Origin of the sequence: Halomonas sp. KO116 (genome assembly GCF_000734975.2) — a bacterium.
GTDB lineage: Bacteria > Pseudomonadota > Gammaproteobacteria > Pseudomonadales > Halomonadaceae > Vreelandella > Vreelandella glaciei.
Genome location: NZ_CP011052.1, coordinates 1,146,802 through 1,160,352, shown reverse-complemented (window position 1 = coordinate 1,160,352; position 13,551 = coordinate 1,146,802). Strand labels below are relative to the sequence as shown.

Annotated in this window: 11 protein-coding genes; 5 read left to right on the top strand and 6 right to left on the bottom strand. The window is 56.4% G+C overall.

What is annotated here, in order from left to right; genetic code table 11:
- The 3 genes from KO116_RS05400 to KO116_RS05390 all read left to right on the top strand — a co-directional run bounded on the left by KO116_RS05400 (position 1) and on the right by KO116_RS05390 (position 6,495).
- Positions 1 to 1,782, top strand: a complete 1,782-nt coding sequence (locus KO116_RS05400) for a sodium:solute symporter family protein (RefSeq protein ID WP_035562201.1) — start codon at positions 1 to 3, stop codon at positions 1,780 to 1,782.
- Between the two features lie 134 nt (positions 1,783 to 1,916).
- Positions 1,917 to 2,426, top strand: coding sequence for a hypothetical protein (locus KO116_RS05395; RefSeq protein ID WP_035562198.1), 510 nt, complete (start codon positions 1,917 to 1,919; stop codon positions 2,424 to 2,426).
- A gap of 127 nt (positions 2,427 to 2,553) precedes the next feature.
- Positions 2,554 to 6,495, top strand: coding sequence for a hybrid sensor histidine kinase/response regulator (locus KO116_RS05390; RefSeq protein WP_035562195.1), 3,942 nt, complete (start codon positions 2,554 to 2,556; stop codon positions 6,493 to 6,495).
- Between the two features lie 36 nt (positions 6,496 to 6,531).
- Here the strand turns inward: KO116_RS05390 and KO116_RS05385 are convergent, their stop codons facing one another.
- Positions 6,532 to 7,194, bottom strand: coding sequence for a response regulator (locus tag KO116_RS05385; protein ID WP_007113812.1), 663 nt, complete (start codon positions 7,192 to 7,194; stop codon positions 6,532 to 6,534).
- Here KO116_RS05385 and KO116_RS26040 point away from each other — a divergent pair.
- Positions 7,193 to 7,318, top strand: coding sequence for a hypothetical protein (locus KO116_RS26040; protein WP_022522133.1), 126 nt, complete (start codon positions 7,193 to 7,195; stop codon positions 7,316 to 7,318). The two genes, KO116_RS05385 and KO116_RS26040, sit on opposite strands and share 2 nt — an antisense overlap.
- Before the next feature lie 152 nt (positions 7,319 to 7,470).
- Here the strand turns inward: KO116_RS26040 and acs are convergent, their stop codons facing one another.
- Positions 7,471 to 9,420 (bottom strand): acetate--CoA ligase, encoded by a 1,950-nt coding sequence (gene acs / locus KO116_RS05380; protein ID WP_035562192.1) that lies wholly within the window; start codon positions 9,418 to 9,420, stop codon positions 7,471 to 7,473.
- Positions 9,421 to 9,614: 194 nt separating this feature from the next.
- Entirely contained in the window at positions 9,615 to 10,163 is a 549-nt protein-coding gene (locus tag KO116_RS05375) for a SprT family zinc-dependent metalloprotease (protein ID WP_035562188.1), read from the bottom strand.
- Between the two features lie 64 nt (positions 10,164 to 10,227).
- On the opposite strand from KO116_RS05375, the gene KO116_RS05370 reads away from it, so the two are divergent.
- Positions 10,228 to 10,887: a YecA/YgfB family protein gene (locus KO116_RS05370; RefSeq protein ID WP_035562185.1), complete on the top strand. Its 660-nt coding sequence runs from the start codon at positions 10,228 to 10,230 to the stop codon at positions 10,885 to 10,887.
- A gap of 15 nt (positions 10,888 to 10,902) precedes the next feature.
- Here the strand turns inward: KO116_RS05370 and KO116_RS05365 are convergent, their stop codons facing one another.
- Genes KO116_RS05365 through tsaB form a run of 3 tightly spaced genes read right to left on the bottom strand, consistent with a single transcriptional unit; the run spans position 10,903 to position 13,479 of the window.
- Positions 10,903 to 12,024 (bottom strand): phospholipase D-like domain-containing protein, encoded by a 1,122-nt coding sequence (locus KO116_RS05365; RefSeq protein ID WP_035562183.1) that lies wholly within the window; start codon positions 12,022 to 12,024, stop codon positions 10,903 to 10,905.
- Positions 12,025 to 12,064: 40 nt separating this feature from the next.
- Positions 12,065 to 12,784 (bottom strand): class I SAM-dependent methyltransferase, encoded by a 720-nt coding sequence (locus tag KO116_RS05360; protein ID WP_035562180.1) that lies wholly within the window; start codon positions 12,782 to 12,784, stop codon positions 12,065 to 12,067.
- Positions 12,781 to 13,479 (bottom strand): tRNA (adenosine(37)-N6)-threonylcarbamoyltransferase complex dimerization subunit type 1 TsaB, encoded by a 699-nt coding sequence (gene tsaB / locus KO116_RS05355; RefSeq protein ID WP_035562177.1) that lies wholly within the window; start codon positions 13,477 to 13,479, stop codon positions 12,781 to 12,783. Before tsaB ends, KO116_RS05360 begins: the two co-directional genes overlap by 4 nt.
- Between the last annotated feature and the right edge of the window lie 72 nt (positions 13,480 to 13,551).

Sequence of the window (13,551 nt, the reverse complement as noted above, 5' to 3'; positions counted from 1 at the left end):
ATGAGCCAGTTTGCAATTAACTTACTGTTCGTCGGCGCCTCCTTTGCCTTGTATATAGGCATTGCGATTTGGGCGCGCGCCGGCTCAACGAAAGACTTCTACGTCGCTGGGGGTGGGGTTCACCCAATTACCAACGGGATGGCCACCGCGGCAGACTGGATGTCAGCGGCGTCGTTTATTTCCATGGCGGGTTTGCTGGCCTCTGGTGGCTACGCTAACTCTACCTTCCTGATGGGCTGGACCGGTGGCTACGTTATTCTAGCGATGCTGCTAGCTCCTTACCTGCGTAAGTTTGGTAAGTTCACCGTGCCCGACTTCATCGGTGACCGCTTCTACAGCAATACCGCTCGCCTAGTGGCGATCGTGTGCTTGATTGTGGCGTCGGTTACCTACGTTATCGGTCAAATGACCGGTGCGGGCGTGGCGTTCTCGCGCTTTCTTGAAGTCAGCAACACTTGGGGTATCTGGTTAGCCGCGCTGATCGTCTTCCTCTACGCCGTATTTGGCGGCATGAAAGGCATCACCTACACCCAGGTGGCCCAGTACATCGTTCTCATCATCGCTTACACTATTCCTGCGGTGTTCATTGCCTTCCAACTAACCGGCAACCCGATTCCGATGTTCGGTATGTTCAGTACCCACACCGAATCCGGCATGCCTTTACTGGCCAAGTTAAATGATGTGGTCAATGCACTTGGCTTCCGTGACTACACTGCTGACGTGGACAACAAGCTCAATATGGTCCTGTTCACCCTGTCGTTGATGGTCGGTACTGCCGGTCTTCCCCACGTTATCATTCGTTTCTTCACCGTACCAAAAGTCGCTGATGCGCGCTGGTCTGCAGGCTGGGCACTGGTATTCATTGCACTGCTTTACCTCACCGCTCCAGCGGTAGGTTCGATGGCGCGCCTTAACTTGGCGACCACCGTGTACCCAGAGATGGCTGGTCAGACTGAAAACTATGAAGAGGCGGCGCAGAACCCGATCCTGTACGAAGAGCGTCCAGATTGGGTTCGCACATGGGAAGAAACCGGCCTTATCAGCTTCAACGATCTCAACAACGATGGCCGCATTCAGCTATATAACGATGCTACCGACTTCTCCGATCGTGGCTGGGAAGGCAACGAACTGACCGTTAATAACGATATCCTGGTACTCGCCAACCCTGAAATTGCCAACTTGCCCGGCTGGGTTATTGGCTTGATCGCAGCAGGTGGTATTGCGGCGGCACTGTCTACCGCAGCAGGCTTGCTACTGGCGATCTCGTCGGCGATCAGTCACGACTTGATCAAGACCATGATCAATCCGAAGATTTCCGAAAAAGGCGAGATGTTGGCGGCGCGAATCTCCATGGGGGGCGCGATACTGCTGGCCACCTACTTGGGGCTTAATCCGCCTGGGTTTGCGGCACAGACGGTGGCACTCGCCTTTGGTATCGCCGGCGCATCACTGTTCCCGGCGTTGATGATGGGTATCTTCTCCAAACGTATGAACAGCGCGGGCGCAGTAGCCGGCATGCTGGCAGGCTTGATTTGTACTCTACTGTACATCTTCACCTATCTGGGCTGGTTCTTCGTGCCGGACACCAACATGCTGGCCAATACACCGGATAACTGGATCTTTGGCATCTCGCCGCTCTCATTCGGTGCCGTAGGCGCGATGATCAACTTCGCCGTTGCTTTCACGGTTTCCAGAGTGACAGCTGCACCGCCGCAGGAAATTCAGGACCTGGTGGAAAGCGTTCGCTATCCGAAAGGTGCTGGCATGGCGGTAGATCACTAAGTCATACTCCTTCCTGACGCGTTATTGCCATACGGTGATAACGCTGGGGATCGACCTTACCATCGGGCTTCCTTCGGGAGGCCCGATGGCTTTTATAGATAGTTTTTATAGCCGGCTTTTTGAAAGGATATTTTATGATATGGCATTTGATCGCCGCCGTTTTTGCGGGCCTTGCGGCCGCCGGGATTGGCCTGATACTACGCAAACTGAGCGGCAAACGTCTGCCCAAGTGGATAGTGCCGGTGTTTGGCGCGCTGGGTATGCTGGGCTATCAAGTTCAGGTGGAGTACAGCTGGTTTGAACACAAGCAGGCGCAGCTTCCCGAGACTGCGACGGTTATTTCAACCGAAAGCACCACCGCCGTATGGCGTCCATGGACCTTTGCCTTTCCGATGACCACTAAGTTCAGCATGGTCGATAGTGAAAATATTCGCATAAGCGAGCAGGACGGCGCCCGCTTAGCGGAATTTATTCTTTATCAGTTTGAACGTCACCACACCGATATTTTGATAACCCAGCCCTACGTACTCAACTGTGAGAACCGGGAGTTGGTACCACTGGATGAAGAGTCTCGCGAGCCTATTCTCGAAGAAATACGCACGCTGCGCGAAACCTCTCCACTCCTCAGCAACGTGTGCACATAGATAAATAAAGCCTGAGGTGTAAACACGCTTAGAGAATGGTCGTACACGACCCTCCATTTCGCCTAGAATGAAGCCTTTTTTATTAGCGCATGTTTAGTGGGTCGCACACTCTGGCGGGGAGAAAGGCATGTTTCACGGCGGGCTACTGGTAGCGGTTTCGTTACTCTACATTGCCGTTCTATTCGGCATCGCTTGGTACGGTGATCGACGTGCGCGTACCCACGGCGCCACCCGCAGGCGTCCGATCATCTATAGCCTGGCGCTGGCAATCTACTGCACCTCGTGGACGTTTTACGGCGCGGTTGGCCAGGCAGCTACCGCGGGCTGGTCGTTTGCAAGCATCTTCGTCGGGCCGATTTTGACGTTTTTGCTTTTCTGGCCGGTGCTGGCCAAGATGATTCGCGTGGCCAAGCATCAGAACGTCACCTCAATTGCCGATTTTATTGCCTCCCGTTACGGTAAAACCCAGTCGCTGGCTGCCTTTGCCAGCCTGGTCGCCCTGGTCGGCACCCTGCCCTACATCGCGCTACAGCTAAAAGCCGTTTCCACCACCTTTAGTGTGCTCACCGACGCCTCCGATGTGACACATACACCGCTGTTTGGCGATACGGCGTTCTACGTAGCCATTGTGATGGCCATCTTCGCGATTCTATTCGGCACCCGGCATACCGATGCCACAGAACACCACGAAGGCTTGATCCACGCCGTAGCGTTCGAATCGTTGGTCAAGCTGCTCGCTTTCGTGGTGCTTGGCGCCTTTGTTACCTGGGGTATGTTCGATGGCCTGGGTGAGCTGATGGGGCATGCCGAAAGCCAGCTAGAACTCCAGCGCCAATTGGCCAATCAAGATTTTGGCCAGAGCTTCTGGGCACAAACGCTGCTCGCCATGCTGGCGATTCTATGTCTACCGCGCCAGTTCCATGTGGCGGTGGTGGAGAACATTCATCCTGACGATGCCACTAAGGCGCGCTGGTTATTTCCACTCTACCTGCTAGCCATTGCCTTTTTCGTGGTGCCCTTGGCCGCCGCTGGACTGCTGTTGTTTTCCGAAAGCGGCGTAGAGCCCGACACCTACGTACTGGCACTATCCATGGCCTCGGGCCACCAGTGGCTAACGCTACTCACCTTTATCGGCGGTTTCTCGGCGGCCACGGGCATGGTAATTGTCGCCGCCGTGGCAGTGTCGATCATGATTTCCAACGAAATCGTTATCCCGGCGCTGTTCCGACTGCGCTGGTTTGATACCAAGGCGCGGGATTATGGTCGCTTGGTGCTGCGCGCGCGGCGTTTGACTATTGTCGCTGTACTGGCAATGGCCTACGGCTTCTACCAACTGATTGCCGAGTTCACCTCGCTGGCCTCGATCGGCATGCTCTCATTCGCCGCCGCCGCTCAGTTTGCCCCCGCGGTAATTGGCGGGCTTTACTGGAAGCGCGGTAATCGCCTCGGGGTCATTGTCGGCATGAACGCTGGCTTTGCCATCTGGGTATATAGTCTGTTAATGCCCGCCATGATCAATGCCGGTGTGCTTCCGACAATGTGGCTTGAAGGCGGCCCGCTGGGGCTTAACTGGTTATCACCCACGGCGCTGTTTGGGCTCAACTTGGGCGATAGCTTTACCCACGGCGTCATGCTCTCACTCGGGGTCAACCTGTTCTGCTATATCTTTGTCTCTCAGGTCACTTCGCAGCGGGTGGTTGAGCGTATTCAGGCCTCGCTGTTCGTAGATAGTGTGGAAACACGCCAGACTTCGGTCAACCGCCCCTGGACGGGTGCGACGACCGTGGGCGATTTAAAAGTTCTTTGCGAGCGCTTCCTCGGTGCCGGCCAAGTGGATCGCGCCTTTGAAGATTACGCCCGGCGCGCGGGCAAGCCATTGGACAACGGCACCCGCGCCTCAATCGATATTATTCAGTTCACCGAACGCTTTCTGGCCTCGGTGCTGGGTGCTTCATCGGCACGCATCGTGGTTAACTCGGCGCTTCAGGGGCGCGGTATCGGCATCTCGGATGTGATCTCAATTGTCGATGAAGCCTCCCAAGTGCTGGAGTTCAACCGGGCGCTGCTTCAGGCCACCATTGAAAATATTAACCAGGGCATCAGCGTAGTCGACCAGAACCTGCGCCTGGTGGTGTGGAACCAGCGCTATCTGGAGCTTTTCCGCTTTCCTGACCACTTAATTCGCGTCGGTGCACCCATTGACCGCATCTTCCGCTACAACGCCCACAACGGCGAGTATGGCCCGGGTGACCCGGAAGAGCATGTCCAGCTACTGCTCGACAATATTCGCGAAGGCCAGCCCCACCGCTATGTGCGCTACCGCCAGGATGGCAGCGTGCTGGAAGTGCAAGGCAACCCAATGCCCGGCGGGGGCTTTGTGTATACCTACCAGGATATTACCCAGCAGAAGCGCATCGAAGAGGCGCTGATTCGCTCGGAAAACAATATCCGTATCTACACCGACAACGTCCCCGCGCTGATTGCCTACTTTGACAAAGAGTGCCGCTACCTATTTACCAACCGTGCCTACGAGCAGGCGTTCAACATTGACCGCAATGCGGTCATTGGTCGCCGCTTTGAAGACGTGCTGCAAATTAAGCAGGCGGAAGAGCGCGCGCCATGGGTCGCGCGCGCCTTGAAAGGCGAACGGGTGAGTTTTGAGGTCTCACTGCGGGTGAATGAGGCCATGCGCTATATGCTGGTCACTTACACGCCGCACTTTGGCGACAGTCAGGCGATCCTGGGCTTCTTTGCACTCTATCAGGATATTACCGAACGCCGTCAGGCCGAAATTGCCCTTAAAGAGACCAACGAAACCCTGGAGGAGCGCGTCCGCGAACGCACCCAGGCGCTCTCTGAAGCCAACGCGGCATTGCGCCAGGAGAACCGGGTACGCGCCGAGGCGGAGCTCGCTCTGCGCCAGGCTAAGCAGCTCGCGGAAGATGCCAACGCGTCTAAGACGCGCTTTTTGGCCGCGGCGAGCCACGACTTGTTGCAGCCGCTTAACGCAGCACGGCTATTTACTTCTGCGCTCATGCAAAACGTGACCACTACCGATACCCAACGCATCGTTGGCCATATCGATAACTCGCTGCAAGCTGCCGAGGAGTTGCTCAGCACCCTGCTGGATATCTCCAAACTGGACGCAGGCGCCTTAACGCCACGCCGCAGTCACTTTGCCCTGGCGGATATCGTTCGCCCGTTACGCGCCGAGTTTGAGGTGATGGCGGACGATCGCGGATTGGACTTAGAAGTCGTGCCTACCCAGCTTTGGGTAGACTCAGACCCCCAGATGCTGCGCCGTATCGTGCAGAACTTCTTGTCTAATGCCATTCGCTATACCCAGGAGGGGCGCGTACTGCTGGGCTGCCGCCGCCAAAACGGCTGGCTCTCAATTGAAGTGTGGGACAGCGGCCCCGGCATTCCCGAATCTAAATTAAGCGAGATTTTTCAAGAATTCCGCCGCCTGGATCAGGTCTCCCGTCACAAAGAGAGTGAGAAAGGCCTAGGGCTGGGGCTCTCCATTGCCGACCGCATGAGCCGGGTGCTGGATCACCCCATCAAAGTGCGCTCGACGGTAGGCAAAGGCGCAGTTTTCTCGGTTAGCGTGCCGATTGTGGCTGCCCACGAAGCCAGCAGTAACGAGCTTGAGCCACACGCTCGGCGCGGCAGCCATAAGCTTAGCGGTACGCGGATTGTATGTATCGACAATGAGACGCTGATTCTGGAAGGCATGACCGCCATGCTTAGCGGCTGGGGCTGCGAGGTGTTTACCGCCACCAGTATCGGTGGGGCCAAATCGATCCTACGCAATATGGATGGCGACCCTGACGCTATTCTGGCGGACTACCACCTGGATAACGAAGTCACGGGGTTAATGGCGTTAGAAGCGCTCAGCGAGCGTTTTGAGGGGGCGGTACCGGGAATTGTAATTACCGCTGACCGTACCGAAGCAGTGGCTGAAGAGATCAAACGAGCGGGCTATCAACTATTGCTGAAGCCCGTTAAACCGGCGGCGCTACGAGCATTACTAACGCGCACCTTGCAGGCCAATCGCGCGGCGCGTTAAGCGCCGCGGTTAACGCAGTCGGTACTCGCTACTTGCTTAGGAAACGACTTTCGGCGGCTCGACTTCAAGTTTCTGAGCCGCGATAACCGCCTGGGTACGCGAGTGCACGCCCAGCTTGCGTAGAATCGCAGTCACGTGGGCCTTGATGGTCGCTTCAGAAACACTCAGTTCATAAGCGATCTGTTTATTCAGCAGGCCTTCGGTCAGCATATTCAAGACGCGAAACTGCTGGGGCGTTAATGAAGCGATCGCCTCGGCAAAGCGCGACTCCTCTTCACTGGTCTCTTCCAGCACGTTGGCTAACGCCTCAGGCAGCCATACTTCGCCCTGCAGAATTTCACCGACGGCTTCAGCAATTAGTTGTAGAGATGATGATTTAGGGATAAAACCCGATGCGCCGTAGTCAATAGCACGACGCACCACGTAGGGTTCATCACTACCAGACACTACCGCGACTGGGATATCAGGCATCTGGCCGCGCAGTTGGATCAAACCAGAGAAGCCGTGGGCTCCCGGCATATGTAGATCCAGCAGAATCAAATCGGCATCTGGGTGGCGATTCACCACATCGGTGGTGGCTTCCATGGTGTCCGCTTCGACAATTTCCGCCTGGGGGGCCAACTGGCGTAACGCTTGGGTCAGCGCTGCACGAAACAGCGGGTGATCGTCAGCGACGATAAACTTATGAGCTACTGCCATGGATATTCCTCCGGTTCCTCGAGCAGCGGGGTTGTCTGCCGCCGCGACGCTAGGCTCTTACGGTTGTGAAGCATGGTACCCCATGGGCTTCATCATGCCCAAGCATCACATGCACAATTTATAATAGATAGTTCATACAAGTGAAACACGTATCTATAAACGCTTATCTATAAATCCATATCTACAAACACGACCGTGCCGACCTACTCGGGTCGGCACGGCTTTGAGTCAGCAAACAGGCTTTATTAGGCTGAACAGCCTATAGCTGTGTCGCCATTATTGGTTGGCGCGATGCTCAATCAGCTCATCGACCACCGACGGGTCAGCCAAGGTGCTGGTATCGCCCAAGCCATCACACTCGTTGGCGGCAATCTTGCGCAGGATGCGACGCATGATTTTCCCCGAACGTGTTTTCGGCAAACCTGGCGCCCACTGGATGACATCCGGCGAAGCAATCGGGCCAATATCTTTGCGTACCCACTGGGTCAGCTCTTTTTTGAGTTCGTCTGTCGCTTCGATACCGTCATTCAGGGTGACATAGATATAGATGCCTTGTCCCTTAATATTGTGCGGGAAGCCAACAACGGCTGCTTCCGCTACGGCGCTGTGCGCTACCAGAGAGGACTCAATCTCGGCGGTGCCCATACGGTGACCCGAAACATTTAGCACATCGTCCACACGCCCGGTGATCCAGTAGTAGCCATCCTCATCGCGGCGACAGCCGTCACCGGTGAAGTACATACCGTCGTAGGTCGAGAAGTAAGTCTGAACATAGCGCTCGTGGTCACCCCAAATAGAGCGCGCCTGACCCGGCCAGGCGTCAAGAATCACCAGGTTGCCTTCAGTGGCTCCTTCCAGCTTGTTCCCTTCGTTATCGACCAGCGCAGGCTTCACACCGAAGAATGGCACGGTCGCAGAACCGGGTTTAAGCGGCGTAGCACCCGGCAGCGGCGCGATCATGATGCCGCCGGTTTCGGTTTGCCACCAGGTATCCACAATCGGGCATTTTTCGTTGCCGATAACGCGGTAGAACCACTCCCAGGCTTCCGGGTTAATCGGTTCGCCCACGGAACCGAGCAGACGCAGGCTATCACGCTTGCTCGAATCCATGACGTTGTCGCCATGGGCCATCAGAGCACGCACCGCGGTGGGCGCAGTATAGAGAATATTGACGTTGTGCTTATCAACGATATCGCCCATACGGCCATGAGTGGGAAAGCTGGGTACACCCTCAAACATCAGGGTAGTCGCACCGTTGGCCAAGGGGCCATAAACGATATAGCTATGCCCGGTGACCCAGCCAACGTCCGCGGTGCACCAATAAACCTCACCCTCTTGATAGTCAAACACGTACTGGTGGGTCATAGCGGCGTAGGTCAGGTAGCCGCCGGTGGTGTGCTTCAGGCCTTTAGGCGCACCGGTAGAACCCGAGGTATAGAGAATAAACAGCGGGTCTTCGGCGCCCATGGCTTCCGGTTCACACTCGCTGGACTGCTTGTCGACCAGCTCGTCAAACCAGACATCGCGGCCCTCTTTCCAATCAATCTCACCGCCGGTGCGCTTCACTACCAGAACGTTTTTGCATACATCGGTGCCGTCACGGGTCAGCGCGGCATCCACATTCTCCTTAAGCGGCACATGCTTGCCACCGCGCACCGACTCATCGGCGGTAATCACTAGTTTGGAGTCGGCGCCGATGACCCGCTGGGCAACGGCATCCGGTGAGAAGCCGCCAAAGACAACCGAGTGAACGGCCCCGATGCGCGAACAGGCAAGCATCGCCATGGCCGCTTCGGGAATCATCGGCATATACAGCGTGACGGTATCGCCTTTACCGATGCCCAGCTCTTTCAGCGCGTTAGCCAGCTGATTCGTACGGGCATAGAGCTCGCGATAGGTAATGTGTTTGGACTCATCAGGGTGGTCGCCTTCCCAGATGATCGCCGTTTGATCACCGCGCTTATCCAGATGGCGGTCAAGGCAGTTGGCGCTGACGTTCAGCAGGCCATCTTCAAACCAACGAATATCGACATTGTCACGCGCAAAGGAGGTGTTTTTGATTTTGTTGGGCGCTTTGATCCAGTCGAGACGTTTAGCTTGTTCAGCCCAGAAGCCTTCCGGGTCGTCTATCGACTGCTGATACATGGCCTCATATTTGGCTTTATCGGCCCAGGCATTGGCGGCGAAATCGTCGCGCACCGGATAGACGTTCTGTTGATCGCTCATAAAATTGCCTCTGTCCGTGAAAATGCACTCTCTAAGAAACTGTAGTCGATACGATTATTTATGGGGCCTATTGACCATTATCGGGCGTATCGACTGCCATTAATGTTCCCCTAGCATAAACCTCCTCGCGCGGGCTTCCCTTTAGACATTGGTATTATCATTTTTTATTTAAAAAACAGCTATTTATAAACAAATCAAAGCGCATCTTCTGGCCTGTAGACCAAGGTCTTAGCGCAGTGTCGACAGCGGTAACGACGCCCGTTTACCACTAAAGCATGACGCCTCGGGGTAAATTGATGAAACCGGCAATCGCACTGGTAACGATAAGGTGCGGACTGCGCCTGCTGGATATCGAACCGATGGGTCACACTAGGAGTTAAGCCAAAGAGGTCGCGCATCACCGTTTTCCACTCGCGGCCGTGGGGTTTTAAGCGCGGGCCGTTGTCCAAATGAAACACCAGCCAGTGAGCCATCTCGTGGGGAATCACCTCATCAAAAAAAGCCGTGCGGTTCTCACTCAGTAGCACCGGATTCAAGCGTAACCCGCCGTGACCAAGGTGCGCCTGCCCAGCCGAAGCACCGCGCAGGTTAAACCACACTTTTGGTACTGGCAGCGCCGGGCACACTTCACAGCAGCGCTGCCACGCTTGTTCAACGCGAGCCCGCGCGGCACGGTGCAACTCTGTTTCTGACATGGCCGCCAATTCAGTGGCAGGCCAAGGGGGCAGTGGTGACGTCTTCATTAGTGATAAACTAGCCGTTATAGATAACCATTGACGAACGATTTGTACTGACGAGGCTTTACTCATGGCAGAGCGCAGTGACATGCCCGATACAACCACGCCACCACAGCCACTGCTTGAGGATGAGCAGCTGGATAGACTGGACGACTTCCTCGACTCTGATCAAGTCGATGAAGACGCCTTGGATCTGATCTCCGCCCATGGCTTTTTAGTGGCGCTTGCGGTTGCCCCTAGCGAAGTGCCGCCTGCCCAGTGGCTGGCTGAGCTGTTTCAGGGCGAGCCTCGCTACGCCGACGACGCCGAGCGTGATGAGATTATCACCCTGCTTACGCTGCTGCGTGACAACGCGGTGGCGGTACTCGAGCAAGGCGGCTTGCCAGAGCTTCCATTTGAGCTAACCCTGGGTGGCGAACCCGCCGAGGAAACCCCCATTGGCGACTGGTGCGCGGGCTTTATGGAGGGCGTTTTCAGCGACGAGAGCGCCTGGTTCCAGGACGATGAAGAGGCCGCTGCCACGCTGCTACTGCCGTTTATGCTGCTCTCTGGGCTGTTCGACGATGAGCCGGACATGGCCGAGCTGGCTAAAGATCAAGAGCGGCAGGAATCGCTGGTAGTGCAGTTACCAGAGCTCGTTTTAGACCTATACCTGCACTACCGTGTGCCGCCGGAAACGCCCAAACCCAAACCGCGTAAAAAAACGCCTGCGAAAGGCAAGAAACGCTAGTGCTATCAGCGGCCATCATTTGAGCCGCGTGATGATTCCATCCAGTAACCCATAGATCCACTCTTTGATGCGCTGGCCCCAGGGCCGCGCCGCCCAGGCCGCTGCATTCACCTCCTGACTGGCGGCGAAGTTACGTTTAAACAGCTCGCGTACTTCCGCCGCTAGCTGTGGGTCCATCGCTTCTTGGTTCGCTTCTAGGTTCCAGTGCAAATTCCAGTGGTCAAAGTTACACGAACCAATGCTTACCCACTCATCGGCAAGCACGAATTTGGCATGGATAAAGGTTGGCTGAAACTCATAAATACGCACGCCCGCTTTCAGCAACGAATGGTAGAAGCGTTGGCCGGCAAAGCGCACGCTGGGATGGTCATGCTTTGTCCCTGGCAGTAGCAGGCGCACGTCAATGCCCCGCCGGGCGGCCCGAACCAAGCGTCGACGAAGCGCGAAGGTCGGCACAAAATAGGGCGTACATAGCCACAGCTGTGTTTGTGCATGATTAACGCGCTCATGCAGTGAATGACGAATAGCTTGGTATCGATAGCCCCGCGCTGACATCGCCCGTCCTGGCATGCCGTCAGCATGGGCTCGAGGCTCACGCATTGCAGGCAGCGTGCCCGCGCTTTTATCGCCTTTCTCATTGCGGGTTAGCCGCGAGTTCCAAAGTCGCCGGAACAGCTGCTCCCAGTCAGCCACCACCGGCCCATCGATACGCAGCGCGATTTCATACCAGGCATTGAGAAACTCATCGACCGCACCAAAGCCACCGGTAAATGCAAGTTCGCCGTCAATAACGACTATTTTGCGGTGATCGCGGCTCAAGTTCAGCGCCAAGGAGTGGAAGCCTATCGGATTAAAAAAGCGCAGTTGAACACCGCCCTGCGTCAACCGTTGGCGATCATTGCTGGAGAGGCCCATCGAACCATACCCATCCAGCAGCAAACAGACGCTGACGCCGCGCTGGACAGCATCAAGAAGCACGTCACTCACTTGGTCAACAAGCTCCCCCGACTCCATTAAATAGAGTTCTACCAACACATAGTGGCGGGCGCTATATACTGCTTCAAACATAGCCGGCAGAAAGCGTGTGGCCTCCGGCAGCAGCGTAAATCGATTACCTTCTCGCCACGCGTTTTGCATGAATGCTCCTTGCTTTGCCACGGATAAGTAATCTGACGAACTACCGTGCTAATGACCGATGGACATACAGATCGTAGCGACTGGTTTTACCCTCAAGGGTGTGCTGCGGCGCTGGGCCATCGATAGGCAGTGCTTTACGGGGGCGCTTTACCACCACGCGATGAGTCGCCACATCTAGCGCTGCTTCAAGCAGGCGCGGAGCGTCGTCGTCATCGCCAGCTAACTCACGAAACAGGCGCATCTCTTTTTTCACCAGCGCCGATTTCTCACGATGGGGAAACATCGGATCCAGGTGTATCACTTGGGGTGAAAAGTGTGCACTCGCTACGAGTTCAGCCAGGGATTGAGCAGCATCGCCATAGCGCAGCGTCATGCGGGCAGCGATATCCGCCGTATCGCTATGCCTGGCGGCGCGTTTTAGGCCATCTTCCAGCAGCGCCGCAATCGCCGCTACTCGCTCAATTAACAACACCTGGGCGCCTAAACTAGCCAATACAAACGCATCGCGGCCTAGTCCTGCCGTTGCATCGATAATGCTGGGTGACACGCCCCTGGCTAAACCACAGGCCTTTGCCACTAGCTGGCCCCGCCCACCGCCAAAGCGACGCCGATGGGCCGCTTTGCCCGCCACAAAATCGACGCTGAGCGGCTTGCCGTAGCGTTTTTCATCACCGACCAGCGCTAATCCGTCCTCCCCCTGTACCAAACGCAGCCCGTCAGGTAGAGCAATGTTCTCAAGATCGCTCTTCACAAAGCTCATGCGGGCTTTTTCCAGGCAACGTCGTTGCGCAGATACACCGGCTGAACCAAGTGCGCGGCCTGCCCCAGCCCAGCGGCAAAATCACGCGCCGCCAGCCACGCCATCTCTTCGGCGCGGGGCTCTAAGTCATCCAAATGCTGGGGCATGCTTAGCTGTAAATCGACGGTGAAGCGCTCCCACAGCGTAAAGCCGCTGCCTACGCCCACCCAATCGGTTTCATCGCCGGGCAAGCGCAGTGCTTCTGGGGCCAGCACGGCCTCGGTGCTCATCGGCGTAATCGTGTCTTTCAGGCAGTGCCAGGTCGCGGCGTACACTTCGCCCATGCGGGCATCTAACGCCGTTACCACGTGGCGAAGGTGGTAACGGCGGTGAGCCTGAAGCGCCAGCGCTTCCAGCGTTGAGATACCCAATAGCGGGCAATCGAGGCCAAACGCTAGCCCTTGGGCAGCACCTGCGGCGATACGCAGCCCGGTAAACGAACCCGGCCCACGGCCAAACGCTACGGCATCAAGCTGGGAAGGCGTTACCTGCGCTTCGGCAAGCACTTCATCCACCATTGGCAGCAACCGGCGAGTATGGGCACGGGGCGTCATCTCAAAGCGCGCCAGGCAAGTAGCCCCCGTCTCGTCTTGGCGCAATAGGGCTGCAGAACACGCGCTAGAGGAGGCGTCCAGGGCAAGCAGATGTAACGGCATAGCAAGTGGCCACTCGAAAGAAAGATGGCAGCATTATACCTTTGTCACGCCATCACGACGATGGCCCGCCGA